The organism is Microvirga sp. P4_G7, from assembly GCF_056401005.1.
This window is the reverse complement of the sequence record NZ_JBFUKD010001084.1, coordinates 1-748: the sequence shown is the minus strand read 5'-3', so window position 1 is coordinate 748 and position 748 is coordinate 1. Positions and strand designations below refer to the sequence as shown.

General features: G+C 60.1%; 1 protein-coding gene. It reads right to left on the bottom strand.

The window, feature by feature from the left end:
• Positions 1-748: molybdopterin-dependent oxidoreductase (locus tag AC1DT3_RS23170; RefSeq protein WP_477467504.1), on the bottom strand; the 748-nt coding region annotated here is incomplete at both ends.

Here is a 748-nt window from a genome sequence, read left to right as displayed (position 1 = left end):
TCCTTCGCCTTTGAAGTGGGCGTCTCGGTGAATGTCGAATTGAGAAAATGACGGGCGGGACTCGTGGCGAGCCGGAACGGGTGTTCCGGTGTCGCCTCCTCGATCACCGCCCAATGATCGGGCAGCGATGGGATATCGGCCCATGGCCCCATCGGTCCGTCATTCTTGGACGGGACTTTGGTCCAATCGGGTTTGAAGCGAAACTTCCCGTCGTTGTAGCCGAAGCCGTCGAGATAATGCGCTTCGCGGAACGCGGGTTGCGCATCGATCTGCACCTGTTCATGGAGGTTCTCGATGGTGCCCCAACCGGAATTTTGCAGCGTCCAGTCGATGAGCGCGCGTGGTTCCATGTCGAAGCCGCGATGCACGRCACCGACGCGCTGTGCGAGTTCGCGCACGACCTCGTGGTTCGAACGGCATTCGCCTGGCGCGTCGACGAGTTTGAGGCCGAGTTGAAAATACTGGTGCCCGCCGCCCTGATAAAGATCGTCGTGCTCCATGAACATCGTGGCGGGTAAAACGACGTCCGCCATGAGCGCGGTCTCGGTCATGAATTGTTCGTGCACGCACACGAAGAGATCGTCACGCAGGAAGCCGCGTTTCACCGCGTCCTGTTCCGGTGCGACGGAAACCGGATTGGTGTTCTGGATCAGCATCGCCTTGATCGGCGGCCCGTTCCGCAACGCTTCGGCATCACCGGTGAGCACGCGCCCGATCTGAGATTGATCGAGATTGCGGATCGCAGGAT